Source organism: Phenylobacterium sp. LjRoot219 (assembly GCF_964252995.1).
Classification (GTDB): Bacteria; Pseudomonadota; Alphaproteobacteria; order Caulobacterales; family Caulobacteraceae; genus Phenylobacterium.
Map to the genome: position 1 here is coordinate 799,665 of NZ_CAXUQI020000002.1, position 21,844 is coordinate 821,508.

Genomic DNA, 21,844 nt, shown 5'->3' on the forward strand with positions numbered 1-21,844 from the left:
ACGCACGCGTACAAAAAGCTTGCCCCTGTGCGAGAGCAAATCGAGCGGCTTGCCGCATTGAACTATGAGGCCGTTTCCAAGCTGCTGCCGTCCGGACCCTGCCCCCTGTGAACCGGGCTTAGCCCAAAGCGAAGCTTGGCTGCTAAACCGACTGCCCTTCGAGGCCCAACCTATTGATGATGAAGCGCGCCTGTTGGGCATTGACCTCGTCATCCTCCGGGGCGCCGAAGAAGCCGCCATGGGGCATCGCCTCCCAGACGTGCAGCTCGGCCTCCAACCCGGCGCGGAGAAGCGCACGGTGCAGCAGTACGGTATTGGAGAGGAACAGGTCGCGGGTTCCGGAGGTCAGGATGGTGGGCGGAAAGCCTTTGGTAAAGTCGGCGAAGATCGGGGACAAATAGGGATCGCGCAGATCATGCCCGTCCGCGTATAGGGCTACCGACTCCCTGAGCCGGTGCTGCAGGACCACGTCGACCGTGTCGTTCGTTTCGAAGCTGTCTCCGGACTCAGTGAGATCGGCCTCCGGGGTGCCCAGCACGCACGCGCCCGGCAGCGGCAGGCCAAGATCGCGCGCCTTGAGCACGAGCGCTGCCGCCAATCCCCCACCGGCTGAGGATCCGGCCACCGCTAAGTTCTCAGGCCTGTAACGTTCAAGCATCCACCGGTAGGCATCTACAGAGTCATCAAGGCCAACCGGGAACGGATGGTCCGGTGGCATCCGGTAGTCGACGCAGAAGGCGCGCAGCCGCGCCTCGCCAGCGAGCGGATGGGCCATGTACGCGCCTGCCAGCCCCGCCCCGTGAACATAGGCTCCGCCGTGGATGTACAAGATGGCATAGTCCTTATGCGCCACAGGCAGACTCGTTGGCACGACTTCGTAGACCGGCGTCCTCGGCAGCTCATGTGTGAGAATTTCGGCAGGAACAGCTTGGGCCCGAGCGGCCAAGAAATCGATCAGGCTCTTGTTGCCTTCTGCGATGGATGCCCGCCATGCCGCCTTGTCGTTCGGGTCAGGCGGCGACGATCCGGCCATTACTGGCGGGTTCGCCAGGAAGGCCCGGGCCTGCGGGCTGACGGTCGGGGGCGGCGGTATCAGGCGCGCCGGGACAAATACGCCGCTCGCAGCATCGTTGGCTTCCTTAGCGCTCATTCTGGCATCCTCCCGCCGTCCCGCTCTGCTGTCGTGACACGCTTTCATTCGACGCTAGTGAAATCGGCGGTCCGCCGGAGGTGGGGGAGCGGAGCATGAAGCTGGCCGCGTCCAATGTCCGACTAGGGTCGATCGGAGCGGTACGCTCGGCGCCGCGAAGTTCCTGTTCCGGTCGCTCGAAGTTCCGCAACTGGCGCGCGTCCCCGAAGCTGTTCAGTCTCAGATCACGCATACGGGTAAGCTGGAGAACCACATGGTTCGCTTCGAGAACAAGGTCGTCGCCATTGCTGGCGGTGCGGGCGGCATCGGCTCCGGCGTCTCGCTGCGCCTCGCCGCTGAAGGCGCGGCCGTCATGGTGGGCGACATCAATTTCGAAGACGCGAGCCACGTCGCGGCTGAGATCCAAGCGAGTGGCGGACGCGCGACGCCCTTCAAGCTGAACATCGGCGACGAGGCGAACGTGATCGAGTTCATCGAAACCTGCGTTCGCCTCTACGGCGGCCTCGATGGCTTTCACGCCAACGCCCTCGACGCCTCGCGCAGGGAGGACGACGACGACCTCACCAGCATGGACCTGGCGACATATGACCAGATGATGGGGGTCAACACGCGTGGCTTCGTGCTGTGCACGCGTTACGCCGTGCCGCAGCTTCTGAAACGCGGGGGCGGGGCGATGCTCTACACCAGCTCGGGCGCCGCTTACGCCGGCGACGGGACGCGGCCGGTCTATGCGATGTCGAAAAGCGCGGTGCACGCGCTTTCGCGATACGTCGCCAGTCGCTGGGGCAAGCAGGGAGTGCGCAGCAACGTGATCGCGCCCGGCCTGATTGTGCACGCGGGCGTGCGGGCGGTCCTGAACGAGGCCGCGCTCGAGAAGACGCTGGCGGGCGTGAAGACGCCGCGGCTCGGCGAGCCTGAGGACATCGCGGCCATGGCGGCGCTGTTGCTGTCCGACGACGGCGCCTTTGTCACCGGCCAAGTGATCAACGTCGACGGCGGCGGGACCATGCGGGCGTAGGTGCATCTGGGTCCGCGCCGCGGCCGGCGCCAAAGCTCGTCCGCCCAGCAGGGCAATTCTCGGCGGAGAGCACAAGCACGGCGTTGCGCTTTGCAGGCGGCGACGGAACCTCCGGGGCTTGCCGCGAAGGCGGGGCCCACAACGCTTCGCCATGCGCCGGCTCCGCAAGGGCTCAGTCAAAGCGGTCCGATCGAGATCGTGAAGTTCCGATTCCCGGAAGCGACCCAAGTGCGGCTCCTGGCGCGCTGGCGGCCGGTCAGCGGTTGACGGCGACGACCTCGATTTGCAGTGGACTGCCGCCGGCGGCGATCTCGAGCAGGCGGTCGACGTTCGGATGCGCGCCCGGACGATTCCGTGCATCCGCCGTATGCTCCGCAAACACGGCCAAACCATGTTTCGCAGCTGTTTCGTCCAAGCGGTCGAAGGATTGCTCCAAATATCGATAGACGGCCAACGATCCTTGCTTGCCGGGCTGATTTTCGATGGTAGCGACGACTGCGCCATTCCCGTCGATGAGCTCGATGCGTTGCACGCCATCGACGGATGGCAATTGCTGGAGATTATCCTTGAACGAGGTGCTTGGTTGAATCATCGCTAGCTGGCCTCAAGTCCCCAGTTGGTTTGCTGGCGGGCGAGTAACACCAGGCCCGTTAGCCGACAATCACCTCATGCCCGCTTCTGGCGCACCGCCAGCGCATGCCCCGCTGCAATTTGCTTCCGTCACGGTCGCCAGCCTGCGTCCCGCGCAGTCCGTTCTGCTGCGGCGTCCAGCGGCTCGCCGGAGATGAGGTTGTCCACTGCGGCCAGCACGGGCGCAGGGGTCTCGCTCCCGGCGGTTCGGTAAGCTGTCCCCGCGGCGGGGGCCCAGGCCGTGACCGCCTGAGCGGTCCAGCTCTTCGGCGCGCGGCAGGCCAGCCCCGCCAGGCCATCGGGAGTGCTTTGGAAGGTGCGGCAGTAGCGGCCGTCCTGGCTTTTGAAGCTCAAGCCTACCTGGATCGGCCCCCGCTCGGCCGCGAGCTGGCGGTCCAGCGCGTCGGCAAGTTCGCCATGGGCGACCAAAACCCCGCGCTCCATGACGAGCGGCGCGCGCTGTGGCAGCGTGATGCGGCCCACGAGCACGCCCAGAGCCACGCCGGCCGCGACGGCGGCCCAGCGCCGTGCGGGCGCCCGGCGGCTAGGCGTGTTGGCCGCGTGAGCGGCCAGCGCGAGCTGCAGCGGCACAGGTTCGTCCAGCACGGGGGCGAATGCAGCCGAAAGGCGCCGGCGCAGCTCACGCTGGCGTTCGACCTCGTGCTGGAGGAGCGGATCGGCGATAAGTTCGGCCTCGAAGGCGACGCGATCGACGGCCGTCAGTTCGCCGTCGACATAGGCGATCAGGCGCTCGTCACGATCCATCATATCGTCTCCAGCTGAGCCAGGAGCGCCTGGCGGCCACGCACCAGGCGGCTCGTCAGCGTTCCTTGAGGCACATTCAGAACCTCGGCGGCCTCCTTGTAGGAGAGGCCCTCCACCAGGACGAGGGCGACAGCCAGGCGCTGCTCCTCGGGCAGGCGGGCGATGGCTAGCTCCACCTCGCGGGCTTGCAGGCGCACCTCGGCTGAACCTGTCGCGCCGACGTTCTCGCCTGCCGCTTCGGGCGCGAACACGGCGTTCCGTCGCCCCCGGGCGCGGACTTCGTCAATCCAGGCGTTCTTCATGATGCGGAACATCCAGCTGTCGAGCCGCGTCCCGGGCCGCCATTGGCCCCGCGCCGCCAATCCGCGCTCCAGCGTCGCCTGCACTAGGTCGTCGGCATCCGCAGGCTCACGCGCCAGAACGCGCGCGAAGCGCCTGAGCCGGGGCAAAAGCTCGACGATCTCACGCTGCATGCGGTCCAAGATCAGACTCTGTTCTCATGGGATGAAACGCCGCGCGCACGGCGTTTCATCCCTTAGAATGGCGTCTGACGACAAGGCTTCTGTTACGCATGAGAACGCTCCTTCGCAGCGGGCTGGCGCCTGCACTGCTCTTGGCCCTCTTCATGGGCGCGCCGCCCGCGGCGGCGCAGCTGCTCGGCGGCAGTGTTGGCGGCGGCGGACTGGGTGTTGGAGTAGACAGGGTCGTTGGCTCGCTACCAAGCCGGCTCGAGGACCTTCGCGAGCCGGATCTTCACAAGACAGCGGGGAAGGCCCCGCTACGCGGTCTCGGTGGAACTGTTCCAGAGCGCGCCGGCGCCCCCTTGCGTGAGCTGCGCCGCCTCGCCGCCGAGCGGCTGATCCGAGAACATCCGGACGTCGTCGAGGCTGATGATCGCGGCGCACCCGTGGTGCGCGGCCGAGTGCTGACGCTTTCCCCCTCTCCTGAGGCGCTGGCCGCCGCGGCGAAGGCCGGCTTCTTATCGGGGCCGCGGATCACCGAGCCTGAGCTGGGCTTGGAAAGCGTCGCCCTTATTGCGCCCAAAGGCATGGCGGCCCGCGAGGCAGTCCGCCGACTGCGCGCGCTTGATCCCGAAGGGCGATACGATCTCGACCACATCTATCAGGAAGGCGGAAGCGTCTCTGGCGCCTTGCGAGACAGGCCCGCCGCCGTGCCTGGCGGGATTCGAGTAGGCCTGGTCGACGGCTCGGTAGCGACCGACCACCCGAGCTTCAATGGCGTGCAGCTCACCCAGCGGGCCTTCGCGCCGGGGGGTGCGCGGGTCACGGCGCATGCGACCGCGGTTGCATCTCTGCTAGCGGGCTCGCAAGGCGCCTTCAGGGGTTCTGCGCCAGGGGCGATGGTGCTGGTCGCGGACGTCTACGGCCCGACGCCCGCCGGCGGCTCTGCCCAGGCGATCGTCAGCGGTTTAGCCTGGTTGGCGCAGAACAAGGTGGGCGTCATCAACATCAGCCTCGTCGGGCCGCCCAACCTGGTCCTGGCCGCCGCCATTCGCGGGCTGGTGTCGCGGGGGGCGCTGATAGTCGCGGCGGTTGGTAACGACGGCCCCGCCGCACCGCCGCTCTATCCCGCAGCCTATCCCGGCGTCGTTGCGGTGACCGGGGTGGACGCGCGGAACCAGGTCCTACCGGAGGCCGGACGGGGGGCGCACGTGGCGTTCGCCGCGCCGGGCGCGCAGATGGCCGCGGCCGCTCCGAGCGGAGGCTTCACAACGGTCCGGGGCACATCTTTCGCCGCCCCGCTGGTGGCCGGCGCGCTGGCCGCCGACCTCCCGGCGCCCGATCCGGCTCGCGCCGCTGCGGCGCTGCGCCACCTGTCCGCCAGGGCCCAGGACCTCGGCGCCCGTGGTCGCGACCCAGTCTTCGGCCAGGGCCTGGTGGCCAACGACCTCCGGGTCGATCCGCTTCGCGTAAATGCGCGCGCAGTCGCGCTTCGCGGGCCATGAGAAAAATTTCCTGCGATCGGGATGAACCGGCGGGGAAGCGTCGTTGGACCTGGCGAGAAGCGGCACAGCTTCGATAGCTCAGGATACGGAAACGATGCGTAAGAACTCTCTCATGATCTGCCTCGCGACGGCCGCCGCGCTGCTCGGACCGCAATCCGCCAGCGCCCAGCTACTGGGCGGCGGGCTCGGCGCAGGCCTGGGCGTCGCCGGCGGCCTGACGGGCGGGGCAGGCGGCTTTGGCGGCGCGACGGGTTCGCTTAGCGTGGCGGGCCGCGCGGGCGCGGACGTCAACGGCGTAGCGTCCCGGGGGGCGCGGGGAGCCTCGCACGTGAGGGGCGCGGCGACCGGTGCAACCCGGGTGGGCGCTGGGGCGGCGCACGCCGTGGCCGGCTATGGTCATAACGCCGCCCTCAGCGGCGCCGCGCAGGCACAGGGCGCGCTGGGCGCGGCTCAGCAGGCGCAAAACGCGGCGAGCAACGTCCCGGCCTCTGCCGGCGCAGCGGCTTCGGGCAGCGGCGGTTTCGACGACCTGTCGCTCGCGGTGGGCGCCGACAGCTCGGTCAGTACGAACGTCTCGGCCTCGGGGGCGGGCCAGGCCGAGATCCGCCGCTGATTTCGCCTGCGGCCGGCGCGTGCAGAGACCCTCCCGAGCAGGGCGCGCCGGGCGCCCTTGGGCCTTTGGACGAGACTAGCGGCGGCTTCACGATCGAGCGTGCACGAGGGGCGACCGCGACGAGAAGCTGACCGAAGAATGCACGTCGGCCCGTTCAGACGGAGCGTGAGCTTAGGTGAGTCAATTACCGATCCGTACCGATGGACTCGCTAGAGAAAATGCATCTGGCGGTGGCATCGGAGCGGCCTGCTGGGTGCGGTGGCCCCTAAGCAGGCGGCGGAGCCGCTCGCCTCGCCCAGGCCAAAATTCCGATCAAGCTTCGCCGAAACAAAGGAGGCCGTGATGTCTCAGGTCCTCAAGATCATGCTTGACCCGGCGCGGGCCGAGCATCTGAAGCAAATGAGTGAAATGCTCCGCGTAACGCCTGAAGTGGCCCTTGAGCTGGCGCTCAACCTTGTCTTGGCCGAATGGCGCGAGATGTTGCCCGAGCTGCGGGACTACAAGCCCAATCGCTCGGTCCTCATGGTTCATTGAACCCAGGCGGCTGTGCGACGGACGGGCATCTTCGTGGCCGGTTCGGCCGTCCGTGCACGTAGCAGCGGCGGTGATAGGGCACGGGCGCTCCCATCGGATCCGTTCGACCGTCGCCGCGAATTTCCGATTCCGGGAGTCCGTTCAACTTCGGCTACTGGCGCAGCTCGAGCGCAGCGCCGAGCCTCTCAGGAGCAGAAGTCCGGAGGTGCCGGAAGACCGACATTGAACTTCAGGCCGAGGTCGCGGCGGCGGCGCTGACATCACGCGTAAGCCACCCATCCGCGCCATTCCATCCCCCGGTAGAAGAGTTCGGCGTCGATAAACCCTGCCTCGACCAGCAGAGCCTCGTTGCGCTCGGCTGGCACGAGCCCCGGATTGGCCTTCTGACTTTCATAGGCTCCGGCGACGGTCTCTGCGGCCACGCCTGACGCCCGGGCGAACGCGGCGTACCGGTCGATGTTGCGCCTGAAGTCCGGCCCTTGGCGATCGTCGCAGCGGTCCACCAGCACGAACGGGGCTCCCGAGCGCAGGCGGCGACGGATCTCTCGAAGCAGCCTGAGCTTGGAGCCATCGTCCGGGATCATCCCAAGCACGAGGATGAGCGTAGCCGCATCGAACGGGCCTTCGGGCGCGTCGGTGACCGTCCCCTCGATGAGTTCGAGGCGCGCGCTGACCTCGTCGCCGATGACAACTCTCGCCAGTTCAAGCATCTTCCACGAGGGATCGACGCCAACGAAGCGCCAGCCCGGTTCCATCTGCGCGAGCGCGCGGGTGTCCAGTCCGCCCCCAGCACCAACCACGAGCACGGCGCCGTCCGCTGGGGCGGCCTCTGCGATCAGCACGCCCGCCATCTGGAGCACCCCAGCGTGGCCGGGCATGAAGGCGGCTGGGCCTTGCTCCACGTATCGGGAGACGAACTCAGGGTCTGCGAAGTACCGCTCGAATCCGGACACGGGCGCAGTGCCTCCCAAGCTTGAGTGCGTAGTCAGTCGCGCCTTCGCGGCGGCGCGGTGGCGATCGCCATGATGCGGCGGAACACGGCGATTCATGTGTTATAAAATAACACTCAGAGTCAACTTTCGGCCGAACTCGAGGAGGCGAACGAGCGACTAAGAACGTCAGGGGACCTCGATGGCGCCGCGAGCACGCAGTCACCCAAAGCCTGCTCGGCGAGTTCGCAAGTTTCAGCAATGTGAGCTGGCGCGACCTTCCGGGCGGTTCCGGCCGCCGCCATGAAGTTCCTGTTTCGGGGAGGGCTCCGAGTTCTGCTCTTGGCGCTGCTCGAGCCTAGCGCGGCCTTCTCGACACCTCAGTGGTGCTGCACTGGTCCGTCCCGACGCAATGCATGACGACCCCGCGAACGCTCGCGTGAAATGGCGAGCGTGGGAAGTCTCGGCTCTCGATGCTCGCGACCGCCGCCTCGAACGCCGCGCGATCGGCATGGATAGTCGGGCAGGCGAGATCTCGGCGGCGCAGGATGAGGGCGTCGTGTCGGCGGCCGAAGGTCACCTCGCATGCGAAATGCCGCCGGTACACCGCCGGCGGAGGATACAGGCTGAGCCTGACCGCCGCAGCCCTGATCGCCCGCTGTCAGAATCCGTCAAGCCTCTGCGGCGCTTCTGCTGCAAACCGCAGCGCGCGTTCCGGCTTCTGGTGTGGAGACTAAAATGAGCGGCAAGACACTCGATTGCTCCGACCTCGACAGGTACCTCGGCAAGCCGATGCAACCGGCCCGTATGGTCGAGGCTGTCGCCAATGCGGACATCCGCCGGTGGGCGCAGGCGATGCACTACCCGAACAGGCTCCATTATGATTCAGCCTATGCGCTGGAGGGCCGCTTCGGCCAGCTCGTGGCGCCGCAGAGCTTTCCCGTGACCATGGATGACGCTCACGGTTCGGCGCCTTCGTGCATCGGCCAGATCCCCAACTCGCATATGCTCTTCGGCGGGGACGAATGGTGGTTCTACGGCCCCAAGATCGTCGCCGGTGATCGCATTTGGAACGAGCGCATCCCGTTCGACTACACGATCAAGGACACGAAATTCGCCGGCCCGACCTGCTTTCAGCGGGGCGACAACTTCTACTACAACCAAAACGGCGAACTGCTCGCAAAGCAGCGCTCGACCTCGATCCGCTACGGCCAGGAGGCGGGCAAGGAGAGCATCCAGGACGACCAGAGTGGCGCCGAGGATCCGGTGTGGACCGACGATGAGCTCGAGGCGCTCGAGGATCGCAAGTTCACCTGGATCAAGATGCTCCACGACCTCGGCCACAGCCCGCGCTACTGGGACTCGGTGACGGTGGGCGAGGACCTGCCCGAGCGCGTCTTCGGGCCGCATTCGATCGTCAGCTTCGCCACGGAATGGCGCTCCTACACCTTCACCCAGTGGGGCGGGGCGCATCGCCGGACCGACCTCGACATCGCCGAGCTGGGCTTTGTAGGACCGATGGCTGGGCCTGAGCAGGACCCGACGATCGAGCGGATCAACCCGGAGCAGACCGACGGCGCCTACATCGGTCCGTCACGCGGGCACCTCTTCCCGCGTTGGGCGCGCTACATCGGGATGCCGCGCGGCTACGGCTACGGCGCCTCCATGGGCGCCTGGTTGACCGACTACTTTGGCGGTTGGGCCGGGGAGTGGGGAATGATCCGGCACTCGAACTGCGCTTATCGCAGCCCGGCGCTGACCGGCGACATCACGATCCAGCAAGGCAAGGTCATCGACAAGTTCGTCGACGCGGACGGCCGCCACCTGGTCCAGGTCGAATGCCGCATGACCAACCAACTCGGCGCGACCCTGGCGACCGCGAAAGCCGAGATCGAGTTGCCCAAGCTGCCGGCGTGAGTTGCGGAGTCCGAGGTGTCCGCCTCGGACTTACTCTCCGCTCTTGTTCCGCTGCTGGACGCGCCGACGCGAAGTCGGAATCTCGGGATGCACCGCGAATGGCCGGGAGGGGCGTTGTCTACGCCGGTTAGAGATGTCAGGGCAGGGGGCGTCACGGTCGGCCGACGGGCGGGCGCGCAGCCCTCAGCCCGCGTAGCGGCCGACCGCCCGGCCGGCGCACGGGAGACGATGACGGCGGGTTTTCCGAAGCGCGCCGGCAGGCGCGGGTTCGATGCGTCGCGCCCACCGAAGCTTGGTATCAACGGGGTCGATCTTTGGCGCATCTTGCGCGAGCGCTGAGACGTGTCGGTTCAGTCGCGTCTGCCGCCGATCGGACTCGCGGGCGCCATCGATCCATCGGGCCGGATACGGCGCATCCGGCTGCAGATGGGCCCAGGCGCCGCCAAGGCGGGCGAGCGGCGGCGCGTCGCGACGCCAGGGCAACGCCAGATCGACCACTGTGCGGCTGGGAAGCGCGACCAGCGCCTCATGGGTGAAGCGACGACCGTTGATCTTGAGAACGCCGCGATCGTCGAGAGCAAGCGGCTGAGCGAGGCGCTCGAGCTCTGTCGGAAGATGAAGGCCGAGTTGCCGCCGCTAAAGCGCCTTCGCAAGAGTCCGTCGCGGCGGACGATGTCCTCGCACATGTTCTGAAGCGCAGCGGCGGCGGCCCGCGAGGGGCGGTGCGCTTGAGCTATGTGGGAGCTCCGCGCACCGCCCCTCGCTCCGATGGGACATCTCTAAATGGGAGAAGTTGGGACTTCTCTATTCGGCGCGGACAGGAATTGTAAGCCTCGCTTAGAATGTCCTTGGTGGGTCCTACCCGAGGTTCGGGGGGAGGCGGTCGCGGAGGATTTAGCCGAGCAGATGAACCTGCCTGGCGGCTCCTGCCATGGTGCTTAGACACCTGATTTTGGCGATCGGCGCCTGCGCGACGTCGGTCTACTCATTGGCCAGGATCGGCGTCGAAGGCGATGTTCGCGGCCGTTCTGCGGCCCTTGCGGTCATAGACGCCCAGGCAAGCGATCCCCGGAATGTGGCGATTCTCGAAGAAGACCTTGCAGGCGCCATCAGTTATGGCGCGACCGATTAATGGCGAAGCGCGCCCCTTCTGGTTGTTGAGCTTTAAGCGCGGCGAGGCGGAATTGGTCGCGCCGGGCGATCGGAGTCTCCAATTTATTTGTTCGCGCCTTGTCGCGAATTTAACATTCGCGAGTTGATCACTTGCGCGCGTTCGCCAGGGAGCTAGGACGTTCCCGCGATATACGGAGGCAGGGAGTTTGTGATGTCCGAGGACAACGAATTGCGGAAGATCGTCGCTGACGTCGCGGCGGCCTATTTTAATAATAGTCATGTGATCCCGACTGAGATCTCGACGGTGATCAACCAGATCGCGACTAGTCTGCTGGCGATCGGCGCGCCCGCGCCCGCGGCCGTTCCGGTGGTTGAGGAGGCCGCAGACGAGGGCTCCCAGCCCAAGCTGACGCCGAGCCAGATCAGGAAGTCCCTCACGCGAGACGCCATCATCAGCTTTGAGGATGGTCGGCCGTACAAGACTCTTCGGCGCCACCTATCGGTCAGAGGCCTGACGCCGGACCAGTACAAGGACAAGTGGGGCTTGCCGAAAGACTACCCGATGGTGGCGCCGGCTTACAGCGAGGCCCGGGCCACGATGGCTAGGTCGATCGGGCTTGGGGCCCTCGGCGCGGCGAACAGGTCGCAGTCGGCAGCGCAAGCAACGGCGGCGGAGCGCGTTTCCGAGCCGAAGACAACGGCTCGCGCCGCGCCCCGGCAGAAGGCCAAGCCGACGGCGATCCGACAGTCCAAGGCCGGTGGGAGCGCCCCGGCGCGCGGGCGGCGCGCGAAGAAAAGTGACGCCACGGGCGACTGATCTCACCCGGCACGGGCGCGCGTTCGGACCCCTGAGGCGCGCCCGGCACGGGCGTTAGGTCCGCCCACGAATTCCCTCTGTTGGCGCGAGTGAGCGGCTCGCGCTGAGCCTTGCCGTGTCGGGCCCAGTTCTGCAATTGATTCACCACGGGAGGGGCATGCTGGATGTGGACTCATGCCCGACACGCAACTCACGCAGCTGACCAGCGAGATCGTCGCCGCTTTCGTGGAGCGGAACAGGGTCGAGATCGCAAGCCTTCCGGATCTGATCCGATCAGTCCATGGCGCACTGAGTGGATCCAGCTTCGCGGTGGGTTCGGATCCGCCGCCAGTGAAGCGGGCCAGCACTGCTGAGGTCCGGAGGTCGATCACTAACGACGCGCTGATCTCGTTCGAGGATGGGCGCCCCTATCGGATGCTCAAACGTCATCTCCGGACCGTGGGGCTCACACCGGAAGAGTATCGCGCGAAGTGGGGCCTGCCTGCGGACCACCCGATGGTCGCGCCGACGTATTCGGCGAGGCGCAGCGAGTTCGCCAAGGCTTCCGGCCTTGGCGTGACGACGCGCAGGAACAGCGGAACGCCGCAGTCTGGAGGTTAGGGCTGGCGATCGAAGCCTCCGCAAACGCCGCCTAATCTATCTACGAAATTCGCGCGCCCACTCGCGGTGCCGCGCCGCAGCCCGGCACCAGTTCAGGTCGGGATATTTCTTCGTCAACGGCTCGGAAGCGGAGTGCGACGCAACCGCGGGCGGACGCGCAGGTCTAAGGGCGCTCCAGACCCCTCAACGTGCGGCTGATGCCCGCCTCGATCTCTTGGTAGATCGCGCGCCGGCTTTCTTCGGGTTGCCGAAAGACTACCCGATGGTGGCGCCGGCTTACAGCGAGGCCCGGGCCATGGTGGCTAGGTCGATCGGGCTTGGGGCCCTCGGCGCGGCGAACAGGTCGCAGCCGGCGGCGCAAGCAACTGCGGCGGAGCGCGTTTCCGAGTCGAAGACAACGGCTCGCGCTGCGCCCCGGCAGAAGGCCAAGCCGACGGCGACCCGACAGCCCAAGGCTGGGCGGAGCACGCCGGCGCGTGGACGGCGCGCGAAGAAAAGTGACGCCACGGGCAGTTGATCTCGCGTCGGCGCAGGCGCGCGTTCGGAGCTCCCGAGGCGCGTCTTGCACGGGCGTTAGGCCCAAGCCGACGGCTTTCTCGCTGTTGGCTTGTCGCGACGTGCCGATTTCTGCATTGGTGCACCGCGGGGAGGGGCATGCTGGATGTGGACACATGCCCGACACGCATCTCACGCAGTTCACCAGCGAGATCGTCGCCGCTTTCGTGGAGCGGAATAGGGTCGAGATCGCAAGCCTTCCGGATTTGATCCGATCAGTCCATGGCGCACTGAGTGGATCTAGCTTGGCGGAAGGTTCTGATCTGCCGCCAGTGAAGCGGGCCAGCACTGCTGAGGTCCGGAGGTCGATCACTAACGACGCGCTGATCTCGTTCGAGGATGGGCGGCCCTATCGAATGCTCAAACGTCATCTCCGGGCCGTGGGGCTCACGCCGGAAGAGTATCGCGTGAAGTGGGGACTGCCTGCGGACTACCCGATGGTCGCGCCGACGTATTCGGCAAAGCGCAGTGAGTTCGCCAAGGCTTCTGGCCTCGGCGTGACGACGCGCAGGAACAGCGGAACGCCGCAGTCTGAAGGCTAAGGCAGGCGATCTTCGCGCAGGAAGCCTCCGCGAACGCCGCCCAATCTATTATCTGCGAAATTTGTCGGCAGCGGCCCGTCGGCTGAAAAAGGCGGGTCGGCGTCGGGGCCGGAATTGCCGGCGGCCAGTGCTGAACGGCTCACATCGAGGCAGCCGTCCGGAACTTCGTCTGGGCCAAGTTCAAGGCTGGTCCACCTTGCTGCGATGTAATTCGAATAATGAATCAACTAGGCCTATCAAGCTCCTTGTCCAGCGCTCCTGGACGCCTGGAGATCGAGATGGCTGCCAAACTCACCAAGATCATGGACGGGATCCTGCTGTCGGCCTTCAACCTGCTGGGGGCGACTGTGGTCCTCGCCCTCGGCTTCGCGGGCTTAAGCTGACGCGCCTGCCGCATGGGCGTCAGCCCCGCCGCGCGCCGCTTCGACCGCCAGGATGGCGGCAGCGCAGACGTTCGAAGCCATGTCCGCCCTTTCGTCTCCTACCGACAGAACGAATAGTCCGAAAAACTCTGCATATTTCGGACAAATCGCATTGCTCACCTCCTGGCATCCGATCCACGAACTCCCCCGTTCCCGCCTAACAGATCGACTGCTAAGTAGCGCGAAGACCCAAACCTTAGGTGGGCAGGGACGATGTCACCGACCGAAAATCCCGAAGTTCGCTCTATCGCCCGAAGGACTTCGCGCGCCTGGAGGCTGGGGGAGGTGGGGCGCAGGGCGCTTCAACCGCAAGGGCTGAGACGCAGCATACGCTTCACTGGCCTGGCCCTTGCGACAGGCGTGCTGGGGATGTGGCCACAAGGCGCTGTAGCGTCGGGGCATTGGGTGACGCATCCAGCTGCGGCCCCAGCGGATGCACAAAGGAAGCCTGTCGCGCTTCAGTTCCGCCGTGAGATTGAGCTCCAAAGGGCCCCTCGGGAGTTCAAGGTCAAGGTGAGCGCAGACAACAGGTTTGTGCTCTATGTGAACGGTCAGCGCGTCGCCGCCGGCCCATCCCGCGGCGACCTGGGGCATTGGCGTGTCCAGGCTCTGGACCTTGCCCCACATCTGCGCCGCGGAACCAACGTGATCGCCGCACAGGTCTGGAACGAGGGCCGGGTCGCCCCGCTCGCGCAGATCTCCGCGCGTACCGCCTTCATGGTCGACCCCACGAGTGCAGAGGCCGCCGAGCTCGCAACCGGCGCGGGTTGGCAGGTGCGCCTGGATGACGCGCGCAAGGTAAGCAACGGCTGGCTGCAGCTCATGCGTGCACTCGGCCCAGAAGCCTACTACGTGGCGGGGGCGGCCGAGACCCACGATGGCGCGCGCCGCGCCTGGGACTGGGCTGCTCCGAAAACATCTGCGACAGACTGGATCGCAGCGATCGATGCAATCAGCCCTCAGGAACGACCTCCCTGGAGCCTGATCGAAGATGCGCTTCCGCAGATGGCGTACCAGCCCGCGCCCGGTGGCGTGCTGGTCTCGTCTTCAGGCCCCGAGCGCAGCCGCTTCCCGTCCGGCCCACTTACCATCCCGCCGAATTCAGAGCGGGTGCTGATGGTGGACACGGGCAAGCTTGAGGCCGCCTACCCCGTGCTGACCACCAGCGGGGGGCTCGGGTCGCAGGTCACCATCACTTATGCCGAGGCTCTCTACGGCCCAGACAAGAAACGGTTGGCCGATCGCGCACAGGTCGAAGGCGGCCGGGCGCTTGGACTGTCAGATACATTCCAGCCCGACGGTGGGCCGCGACGAAGGTTCGAGACGTATTGGTGGCGCGCCTGGCGCTTTGCCGAAATCCGCGTGAAGACCGGCTCTGAGGAACTGACGCTGGAGTCGTTCACGCGCCAGCTCACCGGCTATCCGTTCAAGTCGCAGGCGCGCTTCCACAGCAGCGACCCGCAGCTCGACCGCATTTGGCGCATCGGCTGGGACACCGTACGGCTCAACGCCCATGAGACCTACATGGACACCGCCTACTGGGAGCAGCTGCAGTACGTCGGCGACACCCGTCTCATGGCGTTGATCACCTACGCCGTGAACTCGGATGCGCGCCTGCCTGAGCAAGCCATTCAGGCGATCGCCGACTCGAAGAGCGACGGGCTGCCGCTTTCCCGCTGGCCTTCACATGAGAAGCAATCGATCCCCCCGTTCGCGCTTCTGTGGGTTGGCATGTTGCACGACTACTGGATGTACAGGCCAGATCCGGCGGTGCTGAAGCGCAACCTTCCCGTGATGCGTGACGCCTTGGGCTGGTACGAGCGATACGTGGACGCCGAGGGGCTGGTCGGCAAGACGCCCGGGTGGGAATTTATCGATTGGCGCCCAAGGCTTAGCAATCAACCTCCGGGGCGAACCGACTCTGACGATCGTTGCATCATCACCCTGATGTACGTTGGCGCGCTGAAGCAGGCCGCGGACCTCGAGCGTGCATTGGGCGAGGAGTCTCGGGCAGACGCAGATGCGCGGACGGCTCAGCAGCTCACAGCGGCGATACGCGCGCGTTGCTGGTCGCCCGAGCGGGGGCTCTTCTCAGACGGCGCGGATAAGGCGTTCTACAGCCAGCACGCCAACGTCCTGGCCGTACTCTATGATGTTGCTCCAAAATCCGCGCACGCGGCGATCATGGACAAGATCACCGTTCGCCGCCGGGGCATTGAGCCTCCAGCAGGGATCACCGGAACAACTTACTATTTCGCGTTCTACCTCGCGCGTGCACTAGAACACGCCGGAATGAGCGATCGTTACCTCGAAGTCCTGCAGGCCTGGCGTGAGATGCTGGCGCAGAATTTTACCGCGTGGCCGGAGACCCCCGACCCATCCCGATCCGACAGTCACGCTTGGTCAGCGCATCCCACACTGGATCTGCTCACTCTCGTAGCTGGAGTGAAGCCAGCGTCAGCGGGATTTCGCACCGTGCGCATAGAACCGCATCTTGGTGATCTCACGGACCTCGATGCAGCGGTGGCGCACCCCGCCGGGCCCATAGAAACACGGTACGCACGGAAGGGCGGTCGCCTGCGGGCGAACATTAAGCTGCCGCCAGGGCTGAGCGGAACCTTCGCGTGGGGCGGTCGCAGCTATCCGCTGCATCCTGGACGCAACGAAATCACCCTGCGGCCGTGAGATGAGGCGATACAGGGACGTCGAGACCGCACCACGTCAGCCGCGTCGCAGACGCCGCCGGAAGGTGGCGTTTGTGGCGGTTCCGGCGACGACCTTCGCCCGCGCCTTCATCTGATTTCCCGTCCCGACGTCCTCGCGAGACGGCATCCTTTGAGCAAGCTGCGACGCGCCTGAGCCGCTTCTACCTTTCGCACTTCACCTAGCACCTGCTAAGTTAGATTGAAGCAGCACTGACGGGGGGCCGGGAAGATGACGCCAATGAAGATCCTGAGGCTCGCGTTCGCCGCCGGAGGTGGCGCGTTGGTGGCTTCCTTGTCGACGGGGGCGGGCCAGATGCAGCCCACGCGGGACTACGGGTTCGTGCTGTCCAGCATGGGGGCACAGTTCTACGTGGGCGACGACAAGATCGACTGTCCCGAGGGACGATCCCCCAGCACTCAGGCGGCATTCCTGGAGAGCGTGACGGCGCCTGAACGAGCGCGACTGCTCAAGCCAGAGAACGCTCCAGAGCTGGAGAGAAGGTATAAGGAAGACTACGTCTACGGCCCGAACGGGACCAACATTTGCACCGATGCGGAACTATTCGATACGCCCGACCGGATTCTACAGAAGCCGGTGCAGAGCAAGATCGGCCCTGGCATGGACCTTGACGGGGCAATTGGTGCGGCCGGTCCCGCGCCAGACATTTGTCCGCACGACAGCTTCACGAGCCCAACGGGCGAGAAGGGCGTCGATAACCAGTATTTCCGCTCGATCGCATGCAACACTTCTTGGCGCGGCGTCGGCGGGGGGCAGGGTGACTTTCTAGGGGAATTGAGCTGGGCGGACAGCCCCGTCGTCGTTGTCGTGCGCGGCGTAGAGAGCTGGAGCAACGATCCCGAGGTCGAGGTCGTCATCGCGGCTTCGCCGGACAGGGCGCCGCGGGACGCCACTCAGAAGGTGATCGAGGGAGGAAGCCTCGGCATGACGCAGAACCCGCGCCATCGGGTGAAAGTCAGAGGGGAAATTCGCAACGGTGTGCTCACGACCGAGCCGGCCGACCTAATCCTGCCGCGGCACTGGGTGGGCGCCAGCGGCGGAGAATTCGTGCTCAACAAGGCGCGTATCCGTGCTCGCCTCAATGACAAAGGCGAGTTGGAAGGGGACGCTGGCGGCTATCGCCCGATCGATAACGCCATCGCTGTCTTGCGCGTCGGCGGGCCGGGAGTGGCCAGCGCTGCGGGCGTAGAATGCGCCTCCGTGCGGAAGACTATGCGCCTTCTGGCTGACGGCGATCGCGACCCGAAGACTGGCCAGTGCACCTCAATCTCCCAGGGTTTGGACTTCGCTGCGAAGCCCGCGTTCGTCTTCGATCAAGGCCGGCTGGCGGGCGCCCCCGGAGCCGCCATCACTTCAGCTGCAGCGCTGAAGCCCTAGGTCCCTCTGCAGGCATGGCCGAGCCGAGGCATGCCTGCGGAGGCGGTGGGCGACGCTATCGTCACATTCGCTGAACAGTAGAGCAGCCATTAGGATTTCCGCCTTCGGCGCAAGTCCGGAGGCAAGGAGCTCACTCCTTCGTCGAAACTCCCCCTCCGGGCGCGGATTCTACGCCGGCTTGCGCAGGGCATGGCGCAGTTGCGGTCTGTGCGGCGGAGGAGGTTGACTGAACTTGTGTATAGTGCAGACATGGCCGCCATCCGGATGCGTCTCGAGCGGAGCCTGGCTCTGACGTGATGGCGAACGGATCGAGGCGCCGAGCACGGGACCCCACCCGGCCGCGCGCCGGCACAAGACCGTGAGGGGAGGAAACATGCAGCAGAGATATCTGCGGAGCGTCGCCCTGTTGGCGATCGCTTCGGCTACGGGACTGTTCTGGGCGCCAGAGGCGATGGCCCAGTCTTCGGAACTCCAGGAAATCGTCGTCACCGCGCGGAAGCGCGAGGAATCCATCCTCAATGTCCCCGTCGTGGAAACCGCTTTGCCGGCGGAGCAGCTCGAGCGGTTCCAAGTCAAGGATCTGAGGGACGTGGCGACGCTGGTGCCGGGGCTGGCGTTCGGTGGCTCGGTGCTTTCGATCGGCACCCAAGTTTCGCTCCGTGGCGTCGGTACGGCGGCCTATGACCCTGGAATCGACCAGTCGGTCTCCCTGAACATCGACGGTCTGCAGCTGAGTCAGGGCCTAGCCTACTCGAGCGGCTTCTTCGATGCGGGCCTGATCGAGGTGCTCAAGGGGCCGCAGGCGCTGTTCTATGGAAAAAGCAGCCCGGGCGGTGTGATTTCCATCCGCACCGCCGATCCCACGGACAAATTCGAAGTCATAGCCCGAGGCGGATACGAGTTCGAAGCGCGCGAACGCCGGGCGGAACTGATCGTCTCGGGACCTGTGACCGATACGCTCAAGCTGCGCCTGGCCGGGATGTATTCCAATCAGGACGGCTTCTACAAAAACCAGGTGCAATTCGCCTTGCCACCGCTCGGCGGCGCCATCGCGCCCAAGCGCCTTGCGGGCGGCGAGAGCTGGATGCTGCGCGGCACTGCCCTTTGGTCGCCGACCAGCCGGTTCGACGCGCGTCTGAAGCTGGCGACGGTGCACGATTACACGCGCAACCCGTCGGTCCTGAACATCGTGAGCTGCCCGGACGGGCTGGCGGGACCGCTGGGCTTCCCGTTCATCAACCCCGCCGATGCGTGCCGTAAGGACCGCAACCTCTCCACGACAGACATGGACCCGGCCGCTTACGTCGGAGTCGTCGAAGGCGGGCGCGATTTCCTCGAGTCGACCCAGACTTACGGATCACTCGAGATGAACTACCAGCTGGCTGACGCGCTCACCCTGACGTCCCAGACGGGCTATTACCTGCTGCACTCGCGCAGCCAATTCAACTCGAGCCAGTCGAGCTTTGCGGGAACCACCGTCCCCGTCATCAATGGCTTCCGCCGACGGGACGTCACGCAGGAACTGCGGCTCAACAGCGACTTCAGCTCGCCGCTGAACTTCACTGCCGGCGCGTTCATCCAGCGGGGCCGTTTCTCGGATCTCGTCACCCTCCTCGGCAATCAGAGGCTGGGCTTCCCGGCCTTGCTGCAGAAGGGCGTGCAGGTGGTTCACGTCGACACCGAGTCACTCTTCGGGCAACTTCGCTACGCAATCACGCCCGAACTCGAACTCGCGGGCGGCGCGCGGTGGACCGATGAGCGCCGCACGAACGATCCCACGGATCTCACGACGGGGGTCCCAATCCGCGTTGCAAAACCGGTCACCAAGATCGGCTCGAACAACGTGTCCCCCGAGCTCACCCTGACCTATCGACCGACAAGCGACCTGACCTACTTCGCCGCGCTCAAGCGCGGCTACAAGTCGGGCTCCTTCAACGTCGCCACGCCTCCCGTGGCCGGCTTCGACAACTCCTTCGGCGACGAGCGAGTGACCGGCGGGGAAGTCGGCATGAAGAGCCGGCTTCTCGACCGAGCGCTGCTCTTCAACGTTGCGGGTTATTACTACAAATACAAGGGCCTGCAGGTCGGGACTGTGGTTCCCGTAGAGAACAACATTCCCGTGACGCGAACGCTTAACGCGGGCGCCGCGCGCATCTATGGCATCGAGGCGGACGCGGTTTACCGGCCGGCGGCGGTCGATGGGCTGACGCTGAACGCAGCCCTCAACTGGAACGACACCAAGTTCACCTCGCTCGACGACGTTCCCTGCTACGGCGGCCAGACGATCGCGGCGGGGTGCAACCAGAACTTCTCGAGCGCCGCCAACAGCGGCGTCGGCGGATTCACCTCCCAGGACCTCTCGGGCTTGCCGCTCATCCGGGCCGCCAAGTGGCAGGCGAACTTTGGGTTCGAATGGGAGAGAGATGTCGGCAAGGGCATGAAGTTGGTGCTCAGCAACAACAATCACTATTCATCGAAGTACCTCGTGAACATCGGTTTGCCGACCTATCAGGGAGCCTTCATCAAGACGGACTTGGCGGTGACGCTGCACGGGCCTGAGGAACGCTGGGAACTGGCGCTCATTGGCAAGAACCTGAACAACAAGCTGACTTCCGGAAACTGCTCGCAGTTCAACGGTCAGGGCGGAAACCTGCCCACCCAACTTACCGGAACTAACCTCGCGGGTCCGGCCGGCACAGATGAGGTCGGCTGCTGGATGGATCGCGGCCGCGAGATGTGGATGCGGTTCACCTGGCGCCCATTCAACTGATCCGCACCAAGGCTGGCGGCTCGCGTTACCCTCAGGCAGACGGCGTGCGTGACCACACGCGCACGCCGAAGCTGCCGTCGCAAAGATCACCGAGAACCGGAGGTAGGTCATGGCGCCGCTCAGAGACCTCGATTTCTTCACCGACCCTTCAGTGTCGGACGATCCCTATCCGTGGATCGAGCAGATGCGGGCGAGCGGCCCCGTCGCGCGCGAGTCTCACCATGACGCTGTGGTGGTGACCGGGTTCGAGGAGGCGGTCGATATCTATTCGCGGGCGGAGGACTTCTCGAACATCGCGTGCGTCGGCGGCCCCGTGGTTCCGCTCACATTCAGCCCACAGGGAGACGACGTCAGCGAAGCCATTGCTGCTCACCGGGGCAGCTTTGTCTTGTCAGATTACTTCATCACCTTCGATGGCGACGATCATCGGGCGCACCGCAACATCATGATGAAGTTGCTCACGCCCAAGCGGCTGAAGGCCAACGAGGTTTTCGTGCGGAGGTTCGCCGGGGACCTGATCGACGCCTTGCCGGATCCGACGCGTTGCGAGCTGATCAACGACTACTCGCAGCCGCTGGCGACCATGGTGATCGCCGATCTGCTCGGCGTGCCGGAAGAGGATCAGGCTGAGCTCCTGGACAAGATCCTGCCGGCGCCCGGCACCATGGGCGCCGACCAGCCCCATGATCCCTTCGCCTACTTCGAGGAAGCGTTCACCGCCTACTTGCACGACCGTCGGCGCAACCCGCGTGACGACATGCTTACCCAACTGGCCAATTCGCTGTTGCCAGACGGCTCAGATCCCGGGGTGCCGGCGCTTGTGCGGATCGCGAGCTTTCTCTTCATCGCCGGGCAGGACACCTCCGCGAAGCTCCTGGCGACGGGGGTTCGGCTGCTTGGTGAAAATGCTGAGCTGCAGCGTGAGCTACGCGCTGAGCGGGCGGCGATTCCGGCCTTCTTCGAGGAGGTGCTGCGCTATGAATCTCCCACCAAGAGCGATTTCCGGCTGGCTCGCCGGACGACCTCCGTTGGTAGCGTCGAGATTAAGGCCGGGACACACGTGATGATCAGCCTGGCCGGCGCCAATCGTGATCCACGTCAATTCTCGCGGCCCGAAGATTTCGATTTCAGGCGCGAGAACGTCAGGACCCACCTTGCCTTTGGACGTGGTCCGCACACCTGTCCTGGCGCGACCCTGGCCCGGGTCGAGGCACGTATCGGTCTGGAGCTCCTGTTCGACCGTTTCGCGGATTTCAAGGTAGACGAGGCGCACCACGGCCCCGAAGGCGCGCGGCGATACACCTACCTGCCATCGTACATCCTACGTGGCCTGGAGGCTTTGCACCTGCGGCTACACCCGTGATTTTGCGAACTCGGCCCTGAGGCTGCCACGGCCGACTTC

Annotated in this window: 21 protein-coding genes; 15 read left to right on the top strand and 6 right to left on the bottom strand. The window is 65.6% G+C overall.

Features of this window, described 5'->3' with window-relative positions; all coding sequences use genetic code 11:
- Positions 1-142: 142 nt before the first annotated feature.
- Positions 143-1,150, bottom strand: a complete 1,008-nt coding sequence (locus ACSQ14_RS21740; protein ID WP_436016416.1) for an alpha/beta hydrolase — start codon at positions 1,148-1,150, stop codon at positions 143-145.
- Between the two features lie 253 nt (positions 1,151-1,403).
- Here ACSQ14_RS21740 and ACSQ14_RS21745 point away from each other — a divergent pair, with 253 nt between their 5' ends.
- Positions 1,404-2,168 carry an SDR family NAD(P)-dependent oxidoreductase gene (locus tag ACSQ14_RS21745; RefSeq protein ID WP_436016418.1) on the top strand — a complete coding sequence of 255 codons (765 nt, stop codon included), beginning with the start codon at positions 1,404-1,406 and terminating at the stop codon, positions 2,166-2,168.
- Between the two features lie 256 nt (positions 2,169-2,424).
- Here ACSQ14_RS21745 and ACSQ14_RS21750 read toward each other — a convergent pair whose 3' ends face one another.
- The 3 genes from ACSQ14_RS21750 to ACSQ14_RS21760 form a co-directional block, all read right to left on the bottom strand.
- Positions 2,425-2,760 carry a DUF2322 family protein gene (locus ACSQ14_RS21750; protein ID WP_436016420.1) on the bottom strand — a complete coding sequence of 112 codons (336 nt, stop codon included), beginning with the start codon at positions 2,758-2,760 and terminating at the stop codon, positions 2,425-2,427.
- Positions 2,761-2,888: 128 nt separating this feature from the next.
- On the bottom strand, positions 2,889-3,563 hold the full coding sequence (locus ACSQ14_RS21755) for an anti-sigma factor family protein (protein ID WP_436016422.1): 675 nt from the start codon (positions 3,561-3,563) through the stop codon (positions 2,889-2,891).
- Positions 3,563-4,036, bottom strand: coding sequence for a sigma-70 family RNA polymerase sigma factor (locus tag ACSQ14_RS21760; RefSeq protein ID WP_436017594.1), 474 nt, complete (start codon positions 4,034-4,036; stop codon positions 3,563-3,565). Before ACSQ14_RS21760 ends, ACSQ14_RS21755 begins: the two co-directional genes overlap by 1 nt.
- 350 nt (positions 4,037-4,386) lie before the next feature.
- Between ACSQ14_RS21760 and ACSQ14_RS21765 the strand changes: the two genes are divergently transcribed.
- The 3 genes from ACSQ14_RS21765 to ACSQ14_RS21775 all read left to right on the top strand — a co-directional run bounded on the left by ACSQ14_RS21765 (position 4,387) and on the right by ACSQ14_RS21775 (position 6,676).
- Positions 4,387-5,529: a S8 family serine peptidase gene (locus ACSQ14_RS21765; RefSeq protein ID WP_436016424.1), complete on the top strand. Its 1,143-nt coding sequence runs from the start codon at positions 4,387-4,389 to the stop codon at positions 5,527-5,529.
- A gap of 94 nt (positions 5,530-5,623) precedes the next feature.
- Entirely contained in the window at positions 5,624-6,142 is a 519-nt protein-coding gene (locus ACSQ14_RS21770) for a hypothetical protein (RefSeq protein WP_436016426.1), read from the top strand.
- Positions 6,143-6,484: 342 nt separating this feature from the next.
- Positions 6,485-6,676: a hypothetical protein gene (locus tag ACSQ14_RS21775; RefSeq protein ID WP_436016428.1), complete on the top strand. Its 192-nt coding sequence runs from the start codon at positions 6,485-6,487 to the stop codon at positions 6,674-6,676.
- A gap of 260 nt (positions 6,677-6,936) precedes the next feature.
- Here the strand turns inward: ACSQ14_RS21775 and ACSQ14_RS21780 are convergent, their stop codons facing one another.
- Together ACSQ14_RS21780 and ACSQ14_RS21785 are read right to left on the bottom strand one after the other, a co-directional pair.
- A complete protein-coding gene (locus ACSQ14_RS21780) occupies positions 6,937-7,629 on the bottom strand; it encodes a class I SAM-dependent methyltransferase (RefSeq protein ID WP_436016430.1) in 693 nt (230 codons plus the stop codon).
- 334 nt (positions 7,630-7,963) lie between these two features.
- Positions 7,964-8,257: an AraC family transcriptional regulator ligand-binding domain-containing protein gene (locus ACSQ14_RS21785; RefSeq protein ID WP_436017596.1), complete on the bottom strand. Its 294-nt coding sequence runs from the start codon at positions 8,255-8,257 to the stop codon at positions 7,964-7,966.
- Between the two features lie 86 nt (positions 8,258-8,343).
- On the opposite strand from ACSQ14_RS21785, the gene ACSQ14_RS21790 reads away from it, so the two are divergent.
- The 11 genes from ACSQ14_RS21790 (at position 8,344) to ACSQ14_RS21840 (ending at position 21,805) form a co-directional block, all read left to right on the top strand.
- Complete coding sequence (locus tag ACSQ14_RS21790) at positions 8,344-9,522, top strand: FAS1-like dehydratase domain-containing protein (protein WP_436016432.1); 1,179 nt, start codon at positions 8,344-8,346, stop codon at positions 9,520-9,522.
- 342 nt (positions 9,523-9,864) lie between these two features.
- Positions 9,865-10,215 carry a hypothetical protein gene (locus ACSQ14_RS21795; RefSeq protein ID WP_436016434.1) on the top strand — a complete coding sequence of 117 codons (351 nt, stop codon included), beginning with the start codon at positions 9,865-9,867 and terminating at the stop codon, positions 10,213-10,215.
- A 238-nt stretch (positions 10,216-10,453) separates the two neighbouring features.
- Entirely contained in the window at positions 10,454-10,654 is a 201-nt protein-coding gene (locus tag ACSQ14_RS21800) for a hypothetical protein (RefSeq protein ID WP_436016436.1), read from the top strand.
- 192 nt (positions 10,655-10,846) lie between these two features.
- On the top strand, positions 10,847-11,452 hold the full coding sequence (locus ACSQ14_RS21805) for a MucR family transcriptional regulator (RefSeq protein WP_436016438.1): 606 nt from the start codon (positions 10,847-10,849) through the stop codon (positions 11,450-11,452).
- A gap of 174 nt (positions 11,453-11,626) precedes the next feature.
- Positions 11,627-12,052 carry a MucR family transcriptional regulator gene (locus tag ACSQ14_RS21810; RefSeq protein ID WP_436016440.1) on the top strand — a complete coding sequence of 142 codons (426 nt, stop codon included), beginning with the start codon at positions 11,627-11,629 and terminating at the stop codon, positions 12,050-12,052.
- Between the two features lie 244 nt (positions 12,053-12,296).
- Complete coding sequence (locus ACSQ14_RS21815; RefSeq protein WP_436016442.1) at positions 12,297-12,569, top strand: hypothetical protein; 273 nt, start codon at positions 12,297-12,299, stop codon at positions 12,567-12,569.
- Between the two features lie 154 nt (positions 12,570-12,723).
- The gene (locus tag ACSQ14_RS21820) at positions 12,724-13,149 is read left to right on the top strand and encodes a MucR family transcriptional regulator (protein ID WP_436016444.1); all 426 of its coding nucleotides are present in this window, start codon (positions 12,724-12,726) and stop codon (positions 13,147-13,149) included.
- A 935-nt stretch (positions 13,150-14,084) separates the two neighbouring features.
- On the top strand, positions 14,085-16,256 hold the full coding sequence (locus ACSQ14_RS21825; protein WP_436016446.1) for an alpha-L-rhamnosidase C-terminal domain-containing protein: 2,172 nt from the start codon (positions 14,085-14,087) through the stop codon (positions 16,254-16,256).
- A 258-nt stretch (positions 16,257-16,514) separates the two neighbouring features.
- Positions 16,515-17,672, top strand: coding sequence for a hypothetical protein (locus ACSQ14_RS21830; protein WP_436016448.1), 1,158 nt, complete (start codon positions 16,515-16,517; stop codon positions 17,670-17,672).
- A gap of 373 nt (positions 17,673-18,045) precedes the next feature.
- The gene (locus tag ACSQ14_RS21835) at positions 18,046-20,442 is read left to right on the top strand and encodes a TonB-dependent receptor (protein WP_436016450.1); all 2,397 of its coding nucleotides are present in this window, start codon (positions 18,046-18,048) and stop codon (positions 20,440-20,442) included.
- Positions 20,443-20,551: 109 nt separating this feature from the next.
- On the top strand, positions 20,552-21,805 hold the full coding sequence (locus tag ACSQ14_RS21840; protein WP_436016452.1) for a cytochrome P450: 1,254 nt from the start codon (positions 20,552-20,554) through the stop codon (positions 21,803-21,805).
- Positions 21,806-21,844: the final 39 nt, after the last annotated feature.